Raw genomic sequence first — 22804 nt, forward strand, 5'->3', positions numbered from 1 at the left:
ATATACCGAAAAAGAGAAAGGAAAAAGTAGACGTGGCTTGATCTGGAGATCTCGGTGATCAATCAGGAGATACTTCATCGAACCCATTAACTCAAAAGCTTTTTGCATTGCGAACCCGATTGGTCAGCTCGGCGCGGGGTGGTGGATGGATTTTCTGCCGGAAAAAGGTGTCTGAGCGAAACGAGTTCTTTTTTCAAAGAAAACTCCATCCACCACCCCGCAAGCCCGCCCCCAAACCAATCAGGCTAGGGAAAACGAACTACCAAGCCTTGTACGGCAGGAACTTCCCGTTCATGGTGATCACCACGCGATCCCCCTTCGGGTTCTCTTCCTTGTCCACGTGCATGGTGAAATCGATGGCACTCATGATGCCGTCACCAAACTTCTCGTGGATCAGCTCCTTTAGGGTATCGCCGTAAACACCCACCACCTCGTACAAGCGGTAGATCAGCGGATCCTGCGGCACCGAATCCCCCCAGGCCTTCTTCGGGCACACCTGCAGGGTTTCTGCCACGGCCTTATCGAGGCCCAGGATCTCACAGAGGGCAAATGCCTTGTCCTCGGTCAGGCTGTTCATCCCAAGGCAGGCCGACGTGGTAAACACCGGCGACATGCCAATCGCCTCGGACAGGGACTCCCAGGAAACGCCCTTGGTCGCCTTGGCTTCCAGAATTTTTGCGGTCATCAGCTCTTTGTTCATCATAAGGCACTCACCCTTTGCTTCAGTTGGTTTTGCACTGTTCCAGTGCGGCGGCCGGGTGCAAACGATTCGCTGCGTCCGGCTACCGCACGAGCCTGACAGGGCTACCGCAGAGTTCGTGCCAACCCACAGAAACACTCCAATACTCTGTTTTTCTTGGCATTTGAAATAATCGTCGGGAACGAGCTCCACTACGAACTTTCGTAAATCACGAAATATCGTGGTGATAAACACGAATTGTCGTAATTGGCACGGGGATTGACTCATCCATCCGGAGACACCGAAAGGATGAACACCATGAATACCAGGACTGCCGCCAGAAAAGCGGTGCCCGCAGCGCAACAGCCACCGCTCGACAGCTGGGTCGACTTCCTGCCCGAAGCCGCCCTGCTCGTGGACTGCGACGGAGACCGGATTCTCGCCGCCAATGCCCTGGCCGCCCGGATGACAGGTCTGAAGCAAGCGAGTCTGATCGACGGCCGCTGCACCGCCCTGTTCCCGGACCAGCGCCCCACCCTCATCGCGTTCACCGAAGAGACTCTGTTCCGGGGGCGAGGATGGAGCGGGGATTTCACGCTCCGGCATCAGGACGGCCACACGGTCGAATTGGAAGTCTCCGCCTCCCGCGCCGGCGCTGACGATTCCCGGGCCATCCTGCTCCTGCTTCGGGACCGGAGGCAGCTACGCTCCCTGCGCGAGCGCCACGAGGTGAACCATTACCATCGCGGCGGACTCCTGGAATGGCGAAGAGTCGAGGCACTGTTCAAGGATATGGAGCGGGAGAATCAGTTGATCCTCCATGCGGTGGGCGAGGGAATCTACGGCGTCGACGCCGAAGGCCGCACCACGTTTGTGAACCCGGCCGGCGAAAAGATGCTGGGCTGGCGAACGGACGAACTGATGGGGCGCGTGATGCACCGGGTCGTCCACCATTCCCATGAGGACGGCTCCCTGTTCCCGCTCAAGGACTGCCCCATCTACGCCGCGTTCCGCGACGCCAGCGTCCGTCGGGTCGGCGAAGACTGGTTCTGGCGTAAAGACGGCACCGGCTTCCCGGTGGAGTACACCAGCACCCCCATCATGGACAACGGTCACCCCATCGGTGCGGTCGTCGTGTTCAAGGACATTTCCGCCCGCCGACAGGCCCAGCAGGAACTTCAGGACGCGCTCAAGGAAGTGGAGAATCTGAAACGCCGGCTCGAGATGGAAAACGCCTACCTGCAGGAGGAGCTCAGTGCCGAATACCATGTCCACGACCTGGTTGGCCAGAGCGAGGCCATCAAGGGCATTGCCCGCCGCATTGGGCTGGTGGCGCCCACGGACGCCAACGTATTGATTACCGGCGAATCCGGAACCGGCAAGGAACTGATTGCGCGCGCCATCCATCAGGCCAGTGACCGACGGGACCGCCCCATGATCCGGGTCAACTGCGCGGCCATCCCCAAGGACCTGTTCGAGAGCGAGTTCTTCGGTCACATCAAGGGTGCGTTCACCGGGGCCGTGAGCGATCGGATTGGCCGCTTCGAGCTGGCCGATGGCGGCACGCTGTTCCTCGACGAGGTCGGTGAAATTCCCCTCGAGCTCCAGGGCAAGCTCTTGCGGGTGCTACAGGATCAACAGTTCGAACGGGTGGGCGAAAACCGCACCCGGGCAGTAGATGTCCGGGTGATTGCCGCTACCAACCGGGACCTGAAATCGGAAATCCAGGCCAGGACCTTCCGGGAGGACCTCTACTTCCGACTGAATGTCTTCCCCATCGAATCCGTCCCCCTGCGCCGGCGACTGGAGGATATCCCCATCCTCGCCCGGGAATTCCTCAACCGGGCCTGCCAGAAGTTCAACCGGCCCACCCTTGTATTGAGAGAACGGGACGTAGAAACCCTGAAGGCCTACCACTGGCCGGGCAATGTGCGGGAGCTGGAAAACGTGATTGAGCGCCAGGTGATCACCGCCGACGGCGGCCTTGATCTGGACCTTCCGGGGCAGGATTCCCCGGCCAGAACCTCAACGGCACCCACACCACCGGCCAGGCATTTCAATGGCGAATTGATGACCGAGCACGAACTGAGGGAATTGGAGAAAAAGAACCTGACACAGGCCCTGACCATGAGCAACGGCCAAGTATTCGGGGATGACGGCGCGGCGACCTTGCTGGGCGTCAAACCAACCACCCTCGCCTCACGCCTAAAAAAGCTGAAGATTGAACCGCGGCAATTCCAAGTAAGGAATGATTAATTGCAATAAACCGCCAGGGTATGTCGGCGCGGGGTAACCGGTGGATTTTTCGCCGGAAAAAGGTGTCTGAGCGAAGCGAGTTCTTTTTCCAAGAAAAATCCACCGGTCACCCCGCAAGCCCGCCCCACAATAGGCAGGCTACATCACGGAGCGATCACCCAAATCAGATCAACTCAATGGCCACCGCCGTGCCCTCACCGCCACCAATGCACAGTGAAGCCACACCGCGCTTCAGACCACGCTGCTTCAGCGCATTGATCAGGGTAACGAGGATACGAGAGCCCGAGGAACCAATTGGATGCCCCAGGGCACAGGCGCCGCCATGCACGTTGACCTTCTCTGCCGGCAGACCGAGCTCGTTGATCGCCGCCAGGGTTACCACCGCAAAGGCCTCGTTGATCTCGAACAGATCCACGTCGCTCACGGACCAGTCGGCCTTCTTCAGGACCTTTTCAATGGCACCGATGGGCGCGAGGGTAAATTCCGAAGGCAGCCGCGCGTGGGTAGCATGGGCCACGATCCGCGCCTGCGGAACCAGACCGCGCTTGTCGGCCTCGGCCGCCGAGGCCAGCACCAGGGCGGAGGCACCGTCGCTGATCGAGCTGGAGTTGGCCGCCGTCACCGAACCGTCTTTGGCAAAGGCCGGCTTCAGGTGGGGGATTTTTTCCGGCTTGGCGTTGCCCGGCTGTTCGTCGATGTCCACCAGGGTGTCACCGCCACGGCCAGCGACACTCACCGGGACAATCTCGTCCTTGAACCAGCCATTCTCGATAGCCGCCAGGGACTTCTGCAGGGAACCGATGGCGAACTCGTCCATGGCCTGCCGGCTGATGTCGTACTTGTCCGCCGTGCGCTGGGCAAACACGCCCATCAGGCCGCCTTCGTAGGCATCTTCCAGACCATCCAGGAACATGCTGTCCAGCACCTGGCCGTGCCCCATGCGCATACCGCCACGCGCCTTGGGAAGCAGGTACGGTGCCTGGCTCATGTTCTCCATGCCGCCGGCAATCATGATGTTGTTGGTCCCGGCCTTGATCTGGTCGTGGGCCATGATCACCGCCTGCATGCCGGAGCCACACATCTTGTTGATGGTGGTGCAGCCGGAGCTGTCCGGAATACCCGAGGCGCGCGAGGCCTGTCGGGCCGGAGCCTGGCCCAGGCCTGCGGGCAGCACGCAGCCCATGATCACTTCCTGGATATCGGCCGGCTGCAGGCCTGACCGCTCAATGGCGGCCTTGATGGATTCCGCGCCAAGCTGGGGGGAGCGCACGGAACTCAGCGACCCCATCATGCCGCCCATGGGCGTCCGCGCCGAACCGGCAATTACTACGCTGTTGTCACTCATGATCTATCCTCTCTCAAACGTTCAGCCCTTGCCCAGAACGGACCGGGCAATAATCTCTTTCATCACTTCCGACGTACCGCCGTAAATGCGCTGAACCCGCGCATCGATGAAGGCCCGGGAAATGGGGTATTCGGTGGTGTAACCGTAGCCGCCGAACAGCTGCAGGCAGCCGTCCGCCACCCGGCACTGCATTTCCGTGGCGCTGTACTTGGCCATGGACGCCGTCGGCGCATCCAGCTCGCCTTGCTCGTACTTGGCAATACACTCGTTCACGAACGCCTGATTGACCCGGTAGTCGGTTTCCATGCGGGCAATCTCGAAACGGGTATTCTGCAGCTGCGCCAACTTCTGACCGAACAGCTCACGCTCCTGGGCGTAGGCGATGGTCAGGTCCAGGGCACCCCGGGCCGCCGCCACACCGAGCGCACCGATCACGAGACGCTCACGGGGCAGTTCCCGCATCAGGTACATGAAGCCCTGCCCCTCTTCACCCAGCAGCGCCGAGGCGGGAACGCGCATATCGGAGAAGAACAGTTCGGAGGTATCGCCGGAATGCTGGCCGATCTTGTCCAGATTCCGACCCTTGCTGTAACCGGGCAGTGAGGTATCAACGAGGAACAGGCTGATGCCGCGGGCACCGGCTTTCGGGTCGGTCTTGGCAGCGACAATCACCATATCGGCATGCTGGCCGTTGGTGATGAAGGTTTTCGAACCGTTCAGGATGTAGTCGTCGCCATCTTTCACCGCACTGGTGCGGATCGCCTGCAAATCACTGCCGGCGCCCGGCTCGGTCATGGCGATGGCGCCAACCGCTTCACCGGACACCAGCTTCGGCAGCCATTGTTGCCGCTGTTCCTCGTTGCCCATGTGGCTGAGATAGGGTGCAACAATGTCCGAGTGCACCATCACGTTGGTGGACAGCGCGCCGAATCCCATCCGGGCCAGCTCTTCCCCAACCACCACAGAGAACTGGAAAGGCGCACCGATTCCGCCCCACTCCTCGGGCACATCGACACACAGCATTCCGGCGTTGCCCAGCGTGTTCCACAGCTCTCGGGGCACCAGCCCGGACTTTTCCCAGGTCTCGTAATGCGGCGTTACTTCCTTTTCCAGGACCTTGACTACCGAATCCCGGAACATCGCCAGTTCTTCTTTATCAACAGACACGGTCATGTATGTCTCCTGCAATTGAATGCTTCACTTGGGCGCCATGCGCAGGGCACAGTCCAGACGAATCACTTCGCCATTGAGAATCGGGTTGCGCACCATCTGGTCCACCATCATGCCGAACTCCTCCGGCTTGCCGAGGCGTTTCGGAAACGGCAAGGTGGCAGCCAGGCTTTCCTGAACTTCCTCAGGCATACCTGCCATCATGGGGGTCATGAACAGGCCCGGTGCAATCGTATTTACACGGATGCCCTCTCGAGCCAGCTCGCGCGCCGACTGCAGGGTCAGGGAAACCACCCCGCCCTTGGATGCACTGTAGGCCGCCTGGCCGATCTGGCCTTCGTAGGCCGCCACTGACGCGGTATTGATGATCACGCCCCGCTCGCCGTCGGCGTTGGGTTCACGCTGGGCCATATCGGCCGCCGCCAGTCTCAGGATGTTGAAGGTACCAATCAGATTGACCTGGATAACCTTGCTGAAGTTCTCCAGCGGCATGACGCCGTCACGACCCAGAATCTTCGAGGCCGGGGCAATGCCGGCGCAGCTTACCGCCACACCGCAGAGGCCGTGGGCTTCCCGCGCGGCATTCACCGCGGCTTCGGCGCTGTCTGCCGAGGTCACGTCACAATGCAGGAAGATGCCGCCAATCTCTGCGGCCACTTTTTCACCCTGCTCCTTCTGTACGTCAAGGATCGCCACTTTGCAGCCTGCTGCCGCCAGCGCACGGGCCGCACCTTCGCCCAGCCCCGATGCACCGCCTGTTACAATGGCCGCCACACTTTTGAATTCCATCGTTTACTCCTGCTCTAAAGACACTTTTTGTTCGAAATCTGACCGTAAAAGCACTTTACGTTTACGTAAACTTTATCTAACCTAAGTCTAAAAAGGAAATCGCCATGATGAAAAAAGAAACCTACAGCATCAGCGAACTCGCCAAGGAGTTCGACGTGACGACCCGGAGCATCCGATTCTATGAGGATCAGGAGCTGCTCAAACCGACACGGCGTGGGCAAACACGCATATTCAGCTCCAAGGATCGGGTTCGGCTGAAGCTGATCCTTCGGGGCAAACGAATGGGGTTCTCACTGGCGGAAACCAAAGAACTCTTCGACCTGTGGGACGAAACCCTCAGCGGCAACGAAAAACAGTTGCTGCTGATGCTGGAAACCCTGAGCCGGAAACGGGCCCAGCTGGAACAGCAGAAGAACGACATCGCACAGGCAGAGATGGAAATGGACACCGCCGAAGCGCGGTGCCGTGAAGCACTGGCAGACCTGCAGAAGAAAAAACGAGAACAGCAGATGCCGGCGAACGAAGAACCAACGACAACCGCCGAACAGCGCTAAGCCACAAGGGCAATCAAACTCGCCCTGCGCCATGGCTGTCCGGTTATGAATCCTCGTAAGTCAGAGAGCAAAATAAAAGGTAACCGACATGAAATCACAGTACTCAGAGCTCAACTTCGGCCTTGGTGAAACCCTCGATATGCTGCGTGAGCAAATCAACGGCTTCGCCGCGGCCGAAATCGCTCCGCGCGCCGAAGAAATTGACCGCAACAACGAGTTCCCCATGGATCTCTGGCGCAAAATGGGCGACATGGGCCTGCTGGGCATCACCGTTGCCGAGGAATACGGTGGCTCCGATATGGGTTACCTCGCCCACGTGATTGCCATGGAAGAAATCAGCCGCGCCTCGGCCTCCGTCGGCCTGTCCTACGGGGCCCACTCCAACCTGTGCGTGAACCAGATTCACCGCAACGGTACCGAAGAGCAGAAGCAGAAGTACCTGCCCAAGCTGGTCAGCGGCGAACACATTGGCGCCCTGGCCATGTCCGAGCCCAACGCCGGCTCCGACGTTATCTCCATGAAGCTCTCTGCCCGGGACGAAGGCGACCACTTCGTTCTCAATGGCAACAAGATGTGGATCACCAACGGCCCCGACGCCCACACCTACGTGATCTATGCCAAGACTGACACCCAGGCCGGTTCCAAAGGCGTAACCGCCTTCATCGTTGAGCGCGACTACCCGGGCTTCAGCCGTCACCAGAAGCTCGACAAACTCGGCATGCGCGGCTCCAACACCTGTGAGCTGGTGTTCGAGGACTGCAAAGTGCCCCGTGAAAACATCCTGGGCGGCGAAGGCAATGGCGCCAAGGTGCTGATGAGCGGCCTGGACTACGAGCGTCTGGTTCTGTCCGGCGGCCCGCTGGGCATCATGCAGGCGGCCCTCGACGTCACCGTGCCCTATATCCGCGAGCGCAAGCAGTTTGGGCAGGCCATCGGCGAGTTCGAACTGGTGCAGGGCAAAGTGGCGGACATGTACACCTGGATGAACACCGCCAAGTCCTACGTCTACATGGTGGCCATGTCCGCCGACCGCGGCGAGACCACCCGCAAAGACGCCGCCGGCGCCATCCTCTACTCCGCGGAAATGGCCACCAAACTGGCCCTGGATGCCATCCAGCTGCTGGGCGGTAACGGCTACATCAACGAATACCCAACAGGCCGCCTGTTGCGCGACGCCAAGCTCTACGAGATCGGTGCGGGTACGTCAGAGATTCGCCGCATGCTGATCGGTCGCGAGCTGTTCCTGAACAAATAACAAGCACTCGGCACGAACACGCTCGGGTACAAGTACCAAGAACAACGAGGGGGTGGCGGCCTGGCTTTCCGGGAATGTCGGAGGCCAGGGACGGCCGGAGACAAGCGCACAAGGATGTGCTCGTAGCGGTTCCCGGAAAGCCAGGTCGCCAGCCCCGATGCACGGACCCTAATGCTATGACGATACTCCAGAGCAAAATCAATCCAAGGTCTGACGAATTCCAGGCCAACCAGGAAGCCATGGCGCAAGCCGTCGCGGACCTGCGGGACAAAGTGTCCACCATCCAGCAAGGCGGCGGCCCCTCCTACCAGGAGCGCCACGTTGCCCGTGGCAAGCTGCTGCCAAGAGAGCGGATCAACCGCCTGCTGGACGACGGTTCCCCCTTCCTGGAAATCGGCCAGTTTGCCGCCTACAACGTCTACGGCGAAGAAGTCCCGGCCGCAGGCGTGATTGCCGGCGTGGGCCGGGTCTCCGGCACCGAGTGCATGATCATCGCCAACGACGCCACCGTTAAAGGCGGCAGTTACTACCCGCTGACCGTGAAAAAGCACCTGCGGGCCCAGGAAATTGCCCTGGAAAACCGTCTCCCGTGCATCTACCTGGTGGACTCCGGCGGCGCCAACCTGCCCCGCCAGGACGAAGTCTTCCCGGACCGGGACCACTTCGGCCGCATCTTCTACAATCAGGCGCGCATGTCCGCCGACGACATCCCGCAGATCGCGGTGGTGATGGGCCTGTGTACCGCCGGTGGCGCCTACGTGCCGGCCATGGCCGACGAATCCATCATCGTCCGCAACCAGGGCACCATCTTCCTGGCCGGCCCGCCGCTGGTTAAAGCGGCCACCGGCGAAGTGGTCAGCGCCGAAGACCTCGGTGGTGCCGACGTGCACTGCAAAATCTCCGGTGTTGCCGACCACTACGCGGAAAACGACGCCCACGCCCTGGAAATCGCCCGGCGCAGCATCTCCAATTTGAACCGCCGCAAGCCGGCCGAGGTGGAGATCCGCAAGCCCAGGGCACCGCTGTATGACGCGGAAGAGATCTACGGCATTGTCGGCACTGACCTGCGCAAACAGTTTGACGTGCGTGACGTAATTGCCCGCATTGTCGACGGTTCCGAATTTGACGAGTTCAAACGCTACTACGGCCAGACCCTGGTGACCGGCTTTGCCCACATCCACGGCTACCCGGTCGGGATCATTGCCAACAACGGCATCCTGTTCAGTGAAGCCGCCCAGAAAGGCGCGCACTTCATCGAGCTGTGCTGCCAGCGCAACATCCCGCTGCTGTTCCTGCAGAACATCACCGGCTTCATGGTCGGCCAGAAATACGAGGCCGAAGGCATCGCCAAACACGGCGCCAAGATGGTCATGGCCGTGGCCTGCGCAGAAGTGCCAAAAATCACAGTATTGATCGGCGGCTCTTTTGGCGCGGGCAACTACGGCATGTGTGGCCGAGCCTACAGCCCGGACTTCCTGTGGATGTGGCCGAACGCGCGCATCTCGGTGATGGGCGGTGAACAGGCCGCCGGCGTGCTGGCCCAGGTCAAACGCGAGGGCATGGAGCGCAAAGGCGAGGAGTGGAGTGCCGAGGAAGAGGCCGAGTTCAAGCAACCGGTGATCGACAAGTACGAAGAGCAGGGGCATCCCTACTACGCCAGTGCCCGGCTCTGGGACGACGGCGTGATCGACCCGGCCCAGACCCGGGAAGTGGTTGCCCTGAGCCTGTCCGCCACGCTCAACCGACCCGCGAAGCCCACGCGCTTCGGCGTGTTCCGCATGTAATCGGGAGACTATGCCATGACAGAACAAGAAACTGCGGTTCTGCTCAAGCGCCGCGCCGAGGGCATAACCGAAGTGGTGCTGAACCGCCCGGACAAACGCAACGCCTTTGACGACGTGATCATCCAGCAGCTGATCAACGCGCTGACCGACATCAACGACGACGCGAACACCAAGGTGGTGATCCTTCGTTCCGAAGGCAAGCACTTCTCCGCCGGCGCGGACCTCGGCTGGATGCGCCGCATGGCGGACAACACCCGCCAGGAAAACCTGGATGATTCCCGGGAACTGGCGCGGCTGATGAACGTGTTGAACCACCTCTCCAAGCCGGTCATCGGCCTGGTGCAGGGCGCGGCCTTCGGCGGTGCGGTGGGCCTTGCCGCCTGCTGCGACATTGTCATCGCCACCGAGACATCCAGCTTCTGCCTGAGCGAAGTGAAGCTCGGGCTGATCCCGGCTGTAATCAGCCCCTATGTCGTGCGCGCCATTGGCGAACGCCAGGCCCGCCGGTACTTCATCTCCGCCGAGGTGTTCACCGCCCGGCAAGCCGAGGAATACGGCCTGGTCCACATCGTTTGCGACGATGTCGAGGCCATGGAGGCCCGCTGCAACGAGATGCTCGAGCAGCTCGCCCTGAACGGTCCGGAAGCCATGACAGCTGCCAAGGATCTGGTGTTCGCGGTCAGCCACAAACCCATTGATGACGCCGTGATTGACGACACCGCACACCGCATCGCCGACATTCGCGTGGGCGCAGAAGGGCAGGAAGGTTTGAGTGCCTTCCTGAACAAGCGCCACGCCAACTGGATTCCGGAGAACAAGTGACATGTTCAGCAAAATACTGATCGCCAACCGGGGCGAAATCGCCTGCCGGATCATACAGACCGCCCACCGCATGGGTATCCGTTGCGTTGCGGTGTATTCCGACGCGGACGCCAACGCCCGCCATGTCGCCATGGCCGACGAGGCGTTTCACATTGGCCCCGCCCCCAGCTCCGAGAGCTACCTGCGGGCCGAGAAAATCATCGAGATCGCCAAGGAGAGCGGTGCCCAGGCCATCCACCCGGGCTACGGCTTCCTGTCCGAGAACACCGGATTTGCCGAGGCCTGCGAGGCCAACAACCTGGTCTTTATCGGACCGCCCTCCTCCGCCATCGCGGCCATGGGCTCCAAGTCCGCCGCCAAGGCGATCATGGAAAAGGCCGGCGTGCCACTGGTGCCCGGTTATCATGGCGACGATCAGTCCCCTGAAACCCTGCGCGCCGAGGCGGAGAAATGCGGTTTCCCACTGCTGCTGAAAGCCGTGGCCGGTGGTGGCGGCAAAGGGATGCGCGTGGTCGAGAACATGGGCGAGTTTGATGACGCCCTGGCCGCGGCCAAGCGCGAAGCCAAGAATGCCTTCGGCAACCCGGACATGCTCATCGAACGCTACCTGACCCAGCCGCGCCACGTAGAGATCCAGGTGTTCTGCGATCAGGACGGCAAAGGTGTGTATCTGGCCGAGCGCGACTGTTCCGTGCAGCGCCGTCACCAGAAGGTGCTGGAAGAGGCCCCGGCCCCAGGCCTGAGCGAGGACACCCGAAAGGCCATGGGTGAGGCCGCGGTGCGAGCCGCCCAGGCCATCGACTACGTGGGCGCCGGCACCGTCGAGTTCCTGTACGACGTGGACGGCTCGTTCTTCTTCATGGAGATGAACACCCGCCTGCAGGTCGAGCACCCGGTCACTGAAATGGTCACCGGCCAGGATCTGGTGGAATGGCAGCTGAAGATCGCCTGGGGCGAGCCGCTGCCGCTGGCCCAGTCCGAGGTGAAAACCCGGGGCCACGCCCTGGAAGCCCGGATCTACGCGGAAGATCCGGATCACGATTTCCTGCCAGCCACCGGCCACCTGCGTTACCTGAGCACCCCCGATGAGAGCGCCCACGTGCGCGTCGACACTGGTGTGACCGAGGGTGACGACATCAGCATCCATTACGACCCCATGATCGCCAAGCTGATCGTGTGGGACGAGACCCGGGACCAGGCCATCAACCGCATGGTCCAGGCACTGGAGAACTACCGCATTGCCGGGGTGAAGACCAACATCCGCTTCCTGCACGCGCTGGCCGATGCCCAGCCGTTCCGGGAAGAGGACCTGACCACCGGCTTTATCGACACCCATCGGGACCTGCTGTTCCCGAAATCCAAGCTGGACACCCACAAGGCCCTGGTTCTGGCCGCCGGCTTTGTGCTGGAAGAGCGCAAATCCAGCGAGCCGGCCTCCACCGATCCCTGGTCCCCGTTTGGCCGCCGCAACAGCTGGCGCCTGAACTCTGAATACGCCCAGCCCCTGCAGCTGCAGGTCGGCGAGGAGATCCACGACCTCAAGATTCTCGAGCGGGATGATCGCTACCAGGTGTTTGTCGGCGGCAGTGTCTACAACCTGACCGCCCGGCTGGACGACGACTACCTCCAGGCCGTGATCAACGGCCACCGGATCAGCGTGCACGGCAACCTGCACAAAGACCAGCTGGTGCTGTTCTACGAAGGCGATACCTTCCAGTGCAGCGTCTACCGCGAGACCTACGGGTTCGAGGACATGGCCGGCGAAGGCAGCCTGGCAGCGCCAATGAACGGCGCCATCGTCGCGGTGCAGGCCAAGGTGGGTGACAAGGTCACCGCCGGCCAGACCCTGGTCATCATGGAAGCCATGAAGATGGAACACGCCATCAAGGCCCCGGCCGACGGCGTGGTGAGCGAGATCTTCTTCGGCGAAGGTGACCAGGTCTCCGAAGGTGCCGAGCTGATTGCCATCGAGGTGAGCGAAGAGGAGGCACAGTAATGGCCTTTCCCAAACAGGTTCGCCTGGTCGAGATGAGCCCGCGGGACGGGCTGCAGAACGAGCCGGGCCCGGTCATCGCAACCCGGGTTAAAACCGGGCTGATCGACCGGCTGGCCGACTGCGGCCTGACCCACATCGAGTCTGCCAGCTTCGTCTCCCCCAAGTGGGTGCCGCAGATGGGCGACGCCGCCAAGGTCATGGCCGGCATCAAGCGCAAGGCCGGTGTGCGCTATTCGGTGCTGACGCCGAACCTCCGGGGCTTCGAGAACGCCCTGGAGGCCGGGGTGGACGAAGTGGCGGTGTTCGGCGCCGCTTCCGAGTCGTTCAGCCAGAAGAACATCAACTGCTCCATCGCCGAGAGCCTCGAGCGCTTCCTGCCGGTGATGGAAGCGGCGAACAAGCACAACATTCCCGTGCGGGGGTATGTCTCGACGGTTCTGGGCTGCCCCTACGAGGGCGACATCGCCCCGGAACAGGTGGCCAAAGTCGCCAAAGACCTGGCCGACATGGGCTGCTACGAGGTCTCCCTGGGCGACACCATCGGCGTGGGTACGCCGCTGAAAGCCAAGCGCATGCTGGAGGCCGTCGCCAAGCACGTTCCGGTTGAGCGCCTGGCCGCCCACTTCCACGACACTTACGGCCAGGCCCTGGCCAACCTCTACGCGGTACTGGAGGAAGGGGTCGCGGTGATCGACGCCTCGGTGGCCGGCCTCGGCGGCTGCCCCTACGCCAAGGGCGCCTCCGGCAACGTCGCCACGGAAGACGTGCTATACCTGCTAAACGGCCTCGGCATCGACACCGGCGTGGACCTGAACCGGCTCGTTGCCACCGGCAACTGGATCAGCGGCCAGCTCAAGCGTCACAACGGCTCAAAAGTGGGCCAGGCCCTCGGCGGCAACTGCTGAAACGAAAAGGATTCGACATGAACCAGAACAAAAACGTCGTTGCCCTGGATCTCCCGATCCCCGAGATTTCCGACATGCCGGAAGATACCCAGAAGTACTTCCAGATCTGTCAGGAAAAGCTGGGCATGATTCCGAACGTGCTCACGGCTTACAGCCAGAACCTGAAACAACTCGAAGGCTTCACCCGCCTGTACAACGAGCTGATGCTGGGCGAAGGCGAGCTCAGCAAGCTGGAGCGGGAAATGGTCGCCGTGGTGGTCTCATCCGAGAACAAGTGCTTCTACTGCCTGGTGGCGCATGGCGCCGCCGTGCGGGTACTCAGTGGCGATCCAACGCTGGGCGAGCACATGGTGATGAACTACCGCAGCGCCAAGCTGGACCAGCGCCAGCGCGCGATGCTGGATTTCGCATCCCACCTCACCCGCTCACCGGCAACGGTCACGGAAGAGGACATCCAGGCCCTGCGCGACGCCGGTCTCAGTGACCGCGCGATCTGGGACCTGAGCAACCTGGTCGGGTTTTACAACATGTCCAATCGCGTGGCGATTGCCAGCGATATGCAACCCAACCCTGAATATCACAGCCAGAGTCGCTAGCGGGGTTCACCCTGCTTGCCCTCGACTACAAAAACAATGGAGGCAGAGACCATGAGCATGACTCTTCCAAGCTACACCAGCGGCACGTCAGAGACACCGCTGCTGGGCATGACCATCGGCGAGATGCTGGACCGTACCGCCGAGAAGTACCCGGACACCGAAGCCCTGGTGTGCCTGCACCAGGACATTCGCTGGACGTACAAGGAATTCGTCGAGAAAGTGAACGAGGCCGCCCGTGCCTTCATGGCCATTGGCGTGAAGCGTGGCGACCGGGTGGGCATCTGGTCCCCGAACCGCTATGAATGGACGGTGACCCAGTTCGCCACCGCGAAAGTCGGCGCCATCCTGGTGAACATCAACCCGGCCTATGGCATGCACGAACTCGAATACGCCATGAACCTGGCGGGCATCAGCGTGTTGGTGACCGCGGACAGCTTCAAGGCGTCTGATTACCGCCAGACCCTCTACGACCTGGCGCCGGAACTGAAAGCCAGCCAGCCCGGCAAGCTCAAGGCCCGGCGTCTCCAGGACCTGCGTGCAGTGATCAACCTGGATGCCGACAAGCACGACGGCATGTGGACCTGGAACGAGTTCGTCCAATTCGGCAGCGACGTCAGCCAGGACGAACTGGACAAGGTTCAGGCCAAACTGCAGTTCGACGATCCGATCAACATCCAGTTCACCTCCGGCACCACCGGCAACCCCAAGGGCGCCACCCTCACCCACCACAACATTCTGAACAACGGCTATTTTGTGGCGGAGAGCCAGCTGTTCACCGAGAAAGACCGCCTGGTGATTCCGGTGCCGCTGTACCACTGCTTCGGCATGGTGATGGGCAACCTCGGCTGCATCACTCACGGCTCCACCATGATCTATCCGGATGAGGGGTTTGAGCCCAAGTCGGTGCTAAAGGCGGTTCACCAGGAGAAAGCGACGGCGCTGTATGGCGTACCCACCATGTTCATTGCCGAACTGGCGGACCCGGAATTCGAAACCTACGACCTCTCCTCCCTGCGCACCGGCATCATGGCCGGCTCCATCTGCCCGGCCGAGGTGATGAAGCAGGTCAACGGCAAGATGAACATGAAAGAGGTCCAGATTGCCTACGGCATGACCGAGACCAGCCCGGTGTCCACCCAGACCAGCTCCCTCGACCCGTTCGAGAAGCAGGTCACCACCGTGGGCCGTACCCAGCCGCACCTGGAAACCAAGATCGTCGATCCCGGCTCCGGCAACGTGGTGCCACGGGGTGAGATCGGTGAACTCTGCACCCGGGGCTACAGCGTGATGCTGAAGTACTGGAACAACGAAGAGAAAACCCGCGAGGCCATCGACGACGCCGGCTGGATGCACACCGGCGACCTGGCCACCATGGACGAGGACGGCTACATCCAGATCGTTGGCCGTATCAAGGACATGGTGATCCGCGGCGGTGAGAACATCTACCCGAAAGAGATCGAAGAGTTCCTGTACACCCACCCGGCCATCGAGGAAGTCCAGGTTACCGGCATTCCCGATGAGAAGTACGGCGAGGAACTGATCGCCTGGGTGAAGCTGCGCCCGGAAGCCGACCCGGTCGATGCCGAGGATCTGATCGCTTTCTGCAAAGGCCAGATCGCCCACTTCAAGATCCCGAAGAACTACAAGTTCGTGGATGAATTTCCGATGACCGTCACCGGGAAGATCCAGAAGTTCAAGATGCGGGAGATATCGATTGAGGAGATGGGGCTGAAGAAGTAAAGCAGCCGGAGAGACTGCACTCTGCTGGATTTCTTGCAGGCAGAGTGCAGTCTGTTTCGTCAGAGATCAGGTCCAAGCCCAACCAGCATAGTTGAGCCCCTCAGCTTCAGAACCAACTAAATTTCGACAATCGATCCCGAAGCTTTTCGGCCAGCCAATCGAAGAAGTTCCCCAGATCGAAAACACTGCCCGGATTTGGTCCGGTCTTCGCGACGTCTACGCTGAAGCTTTGCTGATCACGACCACCAAACCCATCTTCAACCAGTACGACCACCTCAAAGGTGCCTGACTGGCTCTTCGTTGGCGTCCAGTTGATCACCCCACTACTTGAGTCGATCACCATTCCAGACGGTGCCGAAACAAGGGAGTAAATCAGGCTATCACCGTCGTGATCTTCCGCCGTTACCGTGTAGCTATACAGCTTCTTGGTTCGCGCCTCGGTTTTAGGCTCTGAGACAATGAACGGCGGCCAGTTGTTCACCTCACCCACCATCAACGCGCCGGCATCCCAGGGGTTCTGACGCTGCGCGCCAGTGGCATCCACGTTGAAGGGATAATGATCGGCAACGGAGAGATTCACGGCCTGCCCCAACGCACCGGCATCCCAAGGAGCCAGAGCGAAGTTGTTGGCACCGGCATCGACGAAGACCACGTCTCGGTTGCGGAACGCATCGTCCGGGCTGGTGGCGTCAGAGCTGACGTTGTTGCCTGTGACGGCCCAGGCATTGGCCCAGGACACGTAGTCGGTCTGATTGTTGACCGCCAGATTGTTAAAGACCTGTGAACTGGCGTGCTCGATACGCAAGCCAATACGGTTTCCGACAAGGGTATTGTTGTACACAAACGCCGGGCCAGCGGTATGAATACCGTGGTTGACGTAAGTTCCAACAAAGCCGGTCACGATGTTGTTGCGCAGGACATACACCGCATCCGGATCGGCGGCCTCGATGCCACTACCCCGGGCCGGATCACCGGTCACCGTGCCAGCGATGCGAAGCGCATCCAGCACCACCGTTGAACCCGGGTCCTGCTGCTCAACGATCAGGCCGCCCACCGCATCGTAGCCGTTATTGCGCACCCAGATGCTGCCACCGGTGCCGCGAACGGTCACGTGGTTGTCGCGGATGCGAATGCCGTACACACCGTTTTCCAGTGCATCAACCTGTAGCTGATAGCCGGTCTCCAACACAATCGTGATTGGCTTGTCGGCGCTGGCGTTGAAACCATCAATCACCACCGGCGTGGTATCCGCCAGTCCCGTTGAAGCCTGCGCCCGGAACAGAAGCGGATAGGCCATGTCACCCGCCTCAGCAGCCAGCGCCGCCTGCAGGCTGGTGTAATCGGCACCGGCCGCCGGATCGGTGTTCACCGTCACCAGCCGCGCACCATTACTGCCTGCGGGGGACACAATCAGCTCGAAGGTTTGGGTGGCCATACCACCGCGGCCATCCGATACCTCAATGGTCACCGGGTAGTCGCCTACCTGAGAATCCGACGGCTGCCACTTGATAACACCGGAAGCAGCGTCAATGGTCATGCCCTGGGGAGCGTTATCCAGAGCATAAGTTAAGGTATCGCCATCGTTATCGGTGGCCACCACCGCATACTCGTAGGTATCACCCTGCTCCACCAATGTGACCGCATCACTGTCAATAAACGGCGGCCAGTTGGATACTTCGCCGACCGTATGGGCACCGATGTCCCATGGCGACTGGCGGGGCTCCATGCGCAGGTCAACGGCAAACGGGTACTGACTGATAGCGCTCAGATCCACGCCCTGACCCACCGCAGAAGTATCCCACGGCGCCAGCTCGTAGTTACCGTTCTGCGCATCGACAAATTCAACGGTGCTCTCGCGGAAGTTTTCCTGCGGGCTGGTGGCGTCCAGGCTCAGGTTATTGCCGCCGGCCGGCCACTCGCCCGACCCGGCCAGGTAATCCCGCTCATTGTTCACCGAGAGGTTATTCCACAGCGCACCGGTTGCGCCATTCACTGCGACGCCCACGTGGTTGTTCACCAGCGTGTTGTTGTAGGCAAAGGTACGACCACTGAGCGACAGGCCGTAGCCTCCCGTTTGAGCTGTAAAGCCGCTCACTTCGTTATTGCGAACCACCACCGTGGAGAGGGCATTGTGCACCAGAATCCCCGCCGAGCGGGCCGGTGATCCGGAGATGTCACCCTGAACGGTCAGGCGGTCCACGAACACCTCCGAGGCCTCGGCACCGCCGGTCACCTCCACGGCCACGGTTTCATCGAACCCGTTATTGCGGATGATGATCCGCCCACCTTCACCGGCAAGACTCACGTGAGGAACCGCTAGGGAGATGGCACGGGCACCTGGGGCGGCCGCATCCACGGTCAGCTGATAACCACCTTCAAGGATGATCGACAACGGCATCTCGGCACTGGTGCCCGCGTTATCAATGCGGACGGGGTTGGTATCCACCGCGCCGGAGCTTGAGCGGGCACGAATCACAATCGGCCGAACAAAGGTTTCCGGCAACGCGGCGACCGCATCCGCCAGGCTGCGGAAATCGGCGGTGGCGTCCGGTGACGGATCCACCGTATAGACCCGGGCAATGGACCCGTTGGGAGACACATCCACCACGAACGTCTGTTGGCTGACACCCCCCAGCTGGTCCCGAACCTCGACCACCACCGTATGACGGCCCTGCTGATCCATATCCGGAACCCACTGAATCAGGCCAGTGGCTGGATCAACGGTCATGCCCTCCGGTGCATCCAGCAGCGTGAAGGTAAACACATCACCGGGCTGGCCGCTGGCAATCACCTGATAGGTGTATTCCTGGCCATCCATCGCCTCGCCCGGTGCGGAAGACACAATGCTCGGTGCCTCGCCCTGAATCGTCCAGTCCAGGGCCGCCAGATTCGGCGTGACGCCTGCGGGGGCCGTCACGGTCACACTGCCCTCACTCCAGGCACTGCTGCCCTGACCAACCGCCGGGAAACTCAGGGACGAACCGGACACCAGAGTCAGCTCCTGAGACAGCGACTGTCCCTGAGCAGAGGCGGAGCGGATGCCCAGGCCGGTGTTCTTCAAGCGGGCCCGGTACTGGTAGCGCACACTGCCGCCATCGGCCTGCTGGCTCAGCAACTCATAGGAGCAGATAAACAGGCTCTGCCCCACTGACTCGTTATCCCGGTTCACGATCTCCACCGCCGGGGTCAGTGTGCCCTCGTAAGTGGGGTCGGCACTGACCGCCGGGGAAAACTGCAGGCGGTAGCTGGCCGGGCCATCAATCTCGCAGTCGTCCTGGCCGCGCACCCAGACCTTCCGGGGTACGGACCAGTTATCCGGGGTGAATTCCAGGTACGCCTGCTCGTTCAGAATCCGACCCTCGCCGGCATCGGACACCGACAGGTTGAGCAGCACCGAGGTTCCGGCGCGCGGCGCGTCATCCAGGACCACGTCGAATTCCGCATCGGTCACGCCGTATTCGTCCGTCACCGCCTCGGTGACCGGAGTAACACGAGCGGCGATTTCCCGGTCGGATTTGCGAATCACACAGCAGGCATCCACACGCACCGAACTGGTGTTGTCTTCAATCACCGCAGACAGTGCATAAGTGCCGACGGGCAGGCTGTCGATGTTCCAGCTGTAACGGTCACCCTCGCCCTCAGCACTTTCGGCCAGGTCCGCCACAATCAGGTTGGTGTCGTTGTAGTACAGGCTGATGCGGGCATCGCTGTCCGGGTCCTGATCGACCCACTGAATCTCGATGTTGCCGCCGTAGGTGTCCACATTGGTTTCCGGCAGCACAAAGCTCAGGGTCGGCGCATCGTCGATGCCGTCCTTGTTGGTGAAGAACCGCTGAACCGAGGACCAGCCACTGGCCAGGCCACCGGCGTCCACTGCCCGGCCACGCCAATAGTAATACTGGTGGTTCTGCAGGGGAGCCGGGACGGTCCAGGCTTGGTCGTCTACCACCGCGTTAGCCACGGATGTTTCCAGCAGCTCGTCCTGATACAGCTCGAACTCGTAGGACACCGCATCGCCGTTGGGATCGATTACCGGATGTACCGACAGGGCTGGGCTAAGCACTTCCACCCAGGCCTGATCGGCCGGGTTGTCCAAGGTCGGTGTGCCAGGCGGCTGTGCATCGATGTACATGGTGAAGCTGGCCGTTACCCAGGGACCCTGGGCGGAGCCGTCATCGGCCTTGGCGCGCCAGTAATAGCGCTGCCCTTCCCGCAAGCCGGTAGCCGACCAGGAGGTTTCACCGTTCACGCCCTCGGCCACGGTGCCAGAGGTTTGCAGGGCCGGGCTGTCAAAGGTGTTCACTTCATCAATTTCGAACCAGTAGTCCAGGCTGCGGCGCTCCGGGTCCCGGGCGTTGCCCACCACCAGGGTGGCGCCGTTGCCCATCACCACCTCGCCTTCCATCGGCGAAACCACCGTCGGCGCACCCGGTGCCAGGTTGGAGGTGGACACAATGAAGGTGGCCGGTTCGGACACCTTGCTGGCACCGTGCTCGTCGGTGGCCACGGCAATCCAGAAATACAGCTGGCCGTTGATCAGCGGGGTGGACACCGTCCAGGCGGTTTGCCCTTGCTCGCCCTGGGCCAGGCCACTGACCTGCGCCACCGGGTTGGTGAAGTCCGCATCGTCCTCGGCGAACACCTGGAACTGGTACGTCAGGGCATCGCCATCGATATCCGCACTGTTGTTGGTGACCAGCGTCGGGGTCAGGGTGTCCACCAGCGTCTGGTCCGACGGTTTGCTAACGGTAAACGCCGCCGGAGCATCGTTCGCGGTGTTCACGAAGAACCGGCCATTCACCCACTCGCTGGCGCCAGCCGCGGTGCGGGCGTTAGCCCGCCAGAAGTATTCGGTATTGTCGTTCAGTGTCCCGCCTGAATAACTGCCACTGCCGATCACGACCTCGGTGGTGCCCTCCCCTTCGGGCACTCCGGTGGCCACAACAACCTGCCGGGTCATGCTTTCGTCTTCGTACACTTCGAAGGTGTAATCCACGCTGCCAATGTTGGCATCGTGGGCACCATTGGTGACCTGGAGGGTTGGCATCAAGCTGGTGACTTCCGCGCCGTAGGCCGGTGTGGACAACTGCGGTTCCGCCGGTGCCAGCTCAGCCACGGTGGGGTCGGCGTCGCGCAGGAACTCATCCTTGTCGGTAATGCCATCACCGTCAAAATCCCCAGTGCCATCCCGGCTCAGGTCGCCAAAGTGTTCAATCTCCCAGGCGTCATCCATGCCGTCGCCGTCCCGGTCAGTGTCCGGGAACACCACCACCTTGGCGGTCTGGTTGGCCGACAGTTCGCCGTCAGACGCACTGAATTCCAGCACATAGGTACCCGCCTGGCCCACCTGCGGGAACCAGCTCAGTACACCCTGGCCGTTGCCTTTGTCCTGGAAGGTGGCACCCGCTGGCAGGTTCAGGGCTGACAGGCTGGGTGTGGTTTTGTTGGGGTCACTGGCCTGCACCAGGAAACCCACCTGCCCGGTTTCATAGGTGGTGTAGTTGGCGATATGCTGGATCACCGGTGGCTCGTTGGCCTTCAACTGGCCACCGAAGGTAAGTGTGTAGCTGCTGCCCCCGGTGGTGTCGAACACGTTCAGGAAGTAATCGTAATGAATCTTGTCGTCCTGAATGGTTTTGGACAGCCAGTAATTGGTCGGGCTGAGCACCTTGCCATCCGAACGCACCACGCTGGTCAGCGATTCGCTGCCCTCGTACGGGTCGGTCACCTTGATATGCACCGGGCCGGACGTGGCGGTGATGGAGAGCGTGCGGTTGATACCGGAGCCGCCCGTAACCGCGCTGCCCAATGAACCAGCTAGGGATGTAACCGCCAGGCAGTCACTGCAATCCGGCTGATTGGTGCCGGTGTGTTCGGATTCGTAGACACGCACCGAAGTGCCATCCTGCGCCAGGAAATCCCGAACGGCATCCCGACCCGGCAGATCCACGGTTACATCATGCAGCAGGAAGTGGCTGTTGACCGCTTCGATCACGGAGGTGAGCTCACCGCCGAATTCATCGGCGTGGGTAAACGAGGCATTGAATTCGGTAAAGCGTCCCGTCAGCGAGGTTTCCATGATCCAGCGCCCGGTGGTGTTGGACTGGGCGGGGATGGTGCCGAAATTGAGCAGCAGGGTCTTGTTCGCCGGCGCATCATCCACAAAGCTGCCGGTAATCAGGAAATCCACCAGCAGGCCCCGTTCGTTTTCCACAATCTTGGGCTGGGCCGACTCAATCTTCACACCGTAGGAGGCACCGCTGCCGGTGTTGGCCACGCGCACGCCTAGGTTGTAGGGCTCCACCGGCTCGATTTCAGAGGTAAAAGGGTTGTCGCCATTCACTTCGGAGGGCAGGAAGTAATCCAATACAAGGTTGGGCTGGGGTTTGACCACGATGGTGTCGGGCGCCACTTCAATGGTCTGGCTTTCGCCACCGTAGGTAAAGGACAGGCTGGCACCCACGTAATACAGACGGCCTGCGCCGTCATCGCCGCCCGCGCCCACCGTCGGCACGATCAGCCAGCGCAGCTCGCCCACTTCGGTGGGGTCGATCACGCCATCGGTAATCGCGCCATCGTCACCCTCGCTCAGGGAGCTGATGTTGTTGTGGGCATCGAGGGAAATAAAGAACGCCGCAGAGCTGTGGCTGGGGTTCGAGGAAGCCACCACGGTGTTGCCGTCGCTATCCTCGAACTCAATGTTGATGTTGATGTTTTCCAACGGCATGGAATCCAGGCTGTTGGTAATGCGCATATTGGCTTCAAACGCCTGCCGCTCCAGGGTGAGTTCCTGGGCGATTTCGATTTTCACCACGGCACACAACGATTCCTGAGCATGAACCTGGGCTGCGAACAACGCCGTCCATGCGAACCACCAGACTCCTACTACTCGCATCCACTTCATGCTTACCGC

Annotated in this window: 14 protein-coding genes; 9 read left to right on the top strand and 5 right to left on the bottom strand. The window is 61.2% G+C overall.

Translation table 11 applies throughout. From position 1 onward, the window contains the following. Window positions 1-259 precede the first annotated feature (259 nt). On the bottom strand, window positions 260-703 hold the full coding sequence (gene cynS, locus KXD86_RS17020) for a cyanase (RefSeq protein WP_218637350.1): 444 nt from the start codon (window positions 701-703) through the stop codon (window positions 260-262). A gap of 294 nt (window positions 704-997) precedes the next feature. Between cynS and KXD86_RS17025 the strand changes: the two genes are divergently transcribed. Further along, window positions 998-2935 carry a sigma 54-interacting transcriptional regulator gene (locus KXD86_RS17025; RefSeq protein WP_218637351.1) on the top strand — a complete coding sequence of 646 codons (1938 nt, stop codon included), beginning with the start codon at window positions 998-1000 and terminating at the stop codon, window positions 2933-2935. Window positions 2936-3098: 163 nt separating this feature from the next. Here KXD86_RS17025 and KXD86_RS17030 read toward each other — a convergent pair whose 3' ends face one another. From KXD86_RS17030 to KXD86_RS17040, 3 genes are read right to left on the bottom strand one after another with little or no spacing between them, the layout of a single operon-like run. Then, entirely contained in the window at window positions 3099-4280 is a 1182-nt protein-coding gene (locus KXD86_RS17030; protein WP_218637352.1) for an acetyl-CoA C-acyltransferase, read from the bottom strand. A gap of 21 nt (window positions 4281-4301) precedes the next feature. After that, complete coding sequence (locus KXD86_RS17035; RefSeq protein ID WP_218637353.1) at window positions 4302-5453, bottom strand: acyl-CoA dehydrogenase family protein; 1152 nt, start codon at window positions 5451-5453, stop codon at window positions 4302-4304. 24 nt (window positions 5454-5477) lie between these two features. Further along, window positions 5478-6239, bottom strand: a complete 762-nt coding sequence (locus KXD86_RS17040) for an SDR family NAD(P)-dependent oxidoreductase (protein WP_218637354.1) — start codon at window positions 6237-6239, stop codon at window positions 5478-5480. A 104-nt stretch (window positions 6240-6343) separates the two neighbouring features. Here KXD86_RS17040 and KXD86_RS17045 point away from each other — a divergent pair, with 104 nt between their 5' ends. From KXD86_RS17045 to KXD86_RS17080, 8 genes are all read left to right on the top strand, one after another. Continuing rightward, complete coding sequence (locus tag KXD86_RS17045) at window positions 6344-6793, top strand: MerR family transcriptional regulator (RefSeq protein WP_218637355.1); 450 nt, start codon at window positions 6344-6346, stop codon at window positions 6791-6793. Window positions 6794-6881: 88 nt separating this feature from the next. Further along, a complete protein-coding gene (locus KXD86_RS17050) occupies window positions 6882-8048 on the top strand; it encodes an isovaleryl-CoA dehydrogenase (RefSeq protein WP_218637356.1) in 1167 nt (388 codons plus the stop codon). 176 nt (window positions 8049-8224) lie between these two features. Then, entirely contained in the window at window positions 8225-9832 is a 1608-nt protein-coding gene (locus KXD86_RS17055; RefSeq protein WP_218637357.1) for a carboxyl transferase domain-containing protein, read from the top strand. 15 nt (window positions 9833-9847) lie between these two features. Beyond that, complete coding sequence (locus tag KXD86_RS17060) at window positions 9848-10654, top strand: enoyl-CoA hydratase-related protein (RefSeq protein WP_218637358.1); 807 nt, start codon at window positions 9848-9850, stop codon at window positions 10652-10654. Window position 10655: 1 nt separating this feature from the next. Continuing rightward, window positions 10656-12650: an acetyl/propionyl/methylcrotonyl-CoA carboxylase subunit alpha gene (locus KXD86_RS17065; protein WP_218637359.1), complete on the top strand. Its 1995-nt coding sequence runs from the start codon at window positions 10656-10658 to the stop codon at window positions 12648-12650. After that, window positions 12650-13555 carry a hydroxymethylglutaryl-CoA lyase gene (locus KXD86_RS17070; RefSeq protein WP_218637360.1) on the top strand — a complete coding sequence of 302 codons (906 nt, stop codon included), beginning with the start codon at window positions 12650-12652 and terminating at the stop codon, window positions 13553-13555. The genes KXD86_RS17065 and KXD86_RS17070 overlap by 1 nt, the downstream gene beginning before the upstream one ends. Window positions 13556-13572: 17 nt before the next feature. Next, window positions 13573-14151: a peroxidase-related enzyme gene (locus KXD86_RS17075; RefSeq protein ID WP_218637361.1), complete on the top strand. Its 579-nt coding sequence runs from the start codon at window positions 13573-13575 to the stop codon at window positions 14149-14151. A gap of 57 nt (window positions 14152-14208) precedes the next feature. Then, window positions 14209-15891, top strand: coding sequence for an AMP-binding protein (locus tag KXD86_RS17080; protein WP_228739668.1), 1683 nt, complete (start codon window positions 14209-14211; stop codon window positions 15889-15891). Between the two features lie 106 nt (window positions 15892-15997). On the opposite strand, the gene KXD86_RS17085 is transcribed toward KXD86_RS17080, so the two are convergent. Then, window positions 15998-22795 (bottom strand): Ig domain-containing protein, encoded by a 6798-nt coding sequence (locus KXD86_RS17085; RefSeq protein ID WP_218637363.1) that lies wholly within the window; start codon window positions 22793-22795, stop codon window positions 15998-16000. Window positions 22796-22804 lie beyond the last annotated feature (9 nt).

It is taken from the genome of Marinobacter arenosus (assembly GCF_019264345.1).
In the GTDB taxonomy this organism is placed as follows: domain Bacteria; phylum Pseudomonadota; class Gammaproteobacteria; order Pseudomonadales; family Oleiphilaceae; genus Marinobacter; species Marinobacter arenosus.

Bases quoted from the DNA above. Each gene is read 5' to 3' on its own strand.
- cynS (WP_218637350.1), bottom strand. From the start codon at position 703: ATGATGAACAAAGAGCTGATGACCGCAAAAATTCTGGAAGCCAAGGCG.
- KXD86_RS17025 (WP_218637351.1), top strand. From the start codon at position 998: ATGAATACCAGGACTGCCGCCAGAAAAGCGGTGCCCGCAGCGCAACAG.
- KXD86_RS17030 (WP_218637352.1), bottom strand. From the start codon at position 4,280: ATGAGTGACAACAGCGTAGTAATTGCCGGTTCGGCGCGGACGCCCATG.
- KXD86_RS17035 (WP_218637353.1), bottom strand. From the start codon at position 5,453: ATGACCGTGTCTGTTGATAAAGAAGAACTGGCGATGTTCCGGGATTCG.
- KXD86_RS17040 (WP_218637354.1), bottom strand. From the start codon at position 6,239: ATGGAATTCAAAAGTGTGGCGGCCATTGTAACAGGCGGTGCATCGGGG.
- KXD86_RS17045 (WP_218637355.1), top strand. From the start codon at position 6,344: ATGATGAAAAAAGAAACCTACAGCATCAGCGAACTCGCCAAGGAGTTC.
- KXD86_RS17050 (WP_218637356.1), top strand. From the start codon at position 6,882: ATGAAATCACAGTACTCAGAGCTCAACTTCGGCCTTGGTGAAACCCTC.
- KXD86_RS17055 (WP_218637357.1), top strand. From the start codon at position 8,225: ATGACGATACTCCAGAGCAAAATCAATCCAAGGTCTGACGAATTCCAG.
- KXD86_RS17060 (WP_218637358.1), top strand. From the start codon at position 9,848: ATGACAGAACAAGAAACTGCGGTTCTGCTCAAGCGCCGCGCCGAGGGC.
- KXD86_RS17065 (WP_218637359.1), top strand. From the start codon at position 10,656: ATGTTCAGCAAAATACTGATCGCCAACCGGGGCGAAATCGCCTGCCGG.
- KXD86_RS17070 (WP_218637360.1), top strand. From the start codon at position 12,650: ATGGCCTTTCCCAAACAGGTTCGCCTGGTCGAGATGAGCCCGCGGGAC.
- KXD86_RS17075 (WP_218637361.1), top strand. From the start codon at position 13,573: ATGAACCAGAACAAAAACGTCGTTGCCCTGGATCTCCCGATCCCCGAG.
- KXD86_RS17080 (WP_228739668.1), top strand. From the start codon at position 14,209: ATGACTCTTCCAAGCTACACCAGCGGCACGTCAGAGACACCGCTGCTG.
- KXD86_RS17085 (WP_218637363.1), bottom strand. From the start codon at position 22,795: ATGAAGTGGATGCGAGTAGTAGGAGTCTGGTGGTTCGCATGGACGGCG.